Here is a 1448-nt window from a genome sequence, read left to right as displayed (position 1 = left end):
ACTGATGCGAATGAAGAGAGGGTGTAAGTACCCGGTACGACAACTTCACCCATAACATTCACCTGAATGGAACGGATTTCGCCTAACGTCAAATTTATTTGCGTATTGGGAGTTTCTCCCGTAACCCCGGCATATATCTTGGCAAATTCGCGTTTCAAATAATCATTGGCTTCCTCTACGGTCTTTCCACTCAGATAAACCGGTCCTAACTTTTCGATTTGCACAGTACCCTCAGGCGAGATTTTTTCGCGAATCGTAGTCTGGGAAGCTCCCCAAACATCAATAATAACTTCATCGCCCGCCCCCAAACGATAATTGTCGGGTGTTGCCACATTTATATTGGGTTCAAAAGTCAGATATTCGTTATCGAAAATATTATGTCCGAAAATCTGTTGTGTAAAAGCGTCTTCCGCGCTTTTAGGACCATTATAACCATAACCCGGCTGTCCATTGTTATTCACCCCCGTTCCATATCCATTGCGTTGCTGGGCCGATTTCGCCCGCAGCCCTTTAATACTTTGCTTTTGGGAACCGAGATTATCCAAGCCGGATTCATCCTGAGAGATATTCTTGTTTTTGTTCTCGTAAGTTTTCTGCGTACGTAAACGGGAGTTCGCTTCTCCCATGAAATTGGCATTTTCCTCAGAGCTTCCGTCCGATTTGCCTGAATATTTAGACTGTATTCTCTGGATTTGTTCTTTTGTGACTCCTTTCTTCATCAATTCAACCAACATCTCCTGTTGTGTCTTCCCCTGACTCTGAGCCTCTTGCACGTACAGAATGACTTGTTCATCCGTCATTTGTTGGGCAAATACCACACTTGATACCGTAAATACCAACAAACACAATAGTATAAATTTACGCATAAGTAAGATCTTTGATTAATCTTTTAGTTATCTAGTAATGTTTTTAATTGGGGACAAAGGTAATACATTATTTTCATAATATACATTTATTTCCTTTTGAAGTTTTGGAAAAAGAATTAATTCCGGGCTTCAATACAACCGGTATTTTGCCACAAACACCACTTATACCAAACAGTATTTTTCCAATCATCCAATAGAGTTAAACGTCTTTACCATACGGTTTTATCCATAATATCTCCGATAAATACACAAATATAGAAAAAATGCCAGACAGAAATATTTCTAAAAAATCAGGCAATTCTTTTTGCAAATTCAAATAAAGATGTACCTTTGCACCTCGTAATCGAAAACCCATTGCCGCTATAGCTCAGTTGGTAGAGCAACGCATTCGTAACGCGTAGGTCGCCAGTTCAAGTCTGGCTAGCGGCTCTCCTAAAAAACGCTGATTGTCAAATAAATAATCAGCGTTTTTTTTTAAAGCCAGCCGTACGAATAAAAAATCCATTTTTCGGGTCAGCGGATTTCCCCGGTTGGCAAGCTTTCTTTTAAGCGTATAGCCTAGCCAGTCTGAACATGAAGAAT

The 1448-nt window shown here is 40.1% G+C and carries 1 protein-coding gene and 1 tRNA gene; one reads left to right on the top strand and one right to left on the bottom strand.

The genetic code is table 11. The features are described 5' to 3' along the window. A partial coding sequence (locus AB5903_RS22425; protein ID WP_368118318.1) for a polysaccharide biosynthesis/export family protein occupies nucleotides 1-866 on the bottom strand: 866 nt, incomplete at its 3' end. 356 nt (nucleotides 867-1222) lie between these two features. Here AB5903_RS22425 and AB5903_RS22420 point away from each other — a divergent pair. Beyond that, nucleotides 1223-1295: transfer RNA gene (locus tag AB5903_RS22420), tRNA-Thr, on the top strand. Nucleotides 1296-1448: the final 153 nt, after the last annotated feature.

It is taken from the genome of Bacteroides sp. 2201st1_D9_2201SCRN_220225 (assembly GCF_040928965.1).
GTDB classification, from domain to species: Bacteria; Bacteroidota; Bacteroidia; order Bacteroidales; family Bacteroidaceae; genus Bacteroides; species Bacteroides stercoris.
This window is presented reverse-complemented; position numbering and strand designations above follow the sequence as displayed.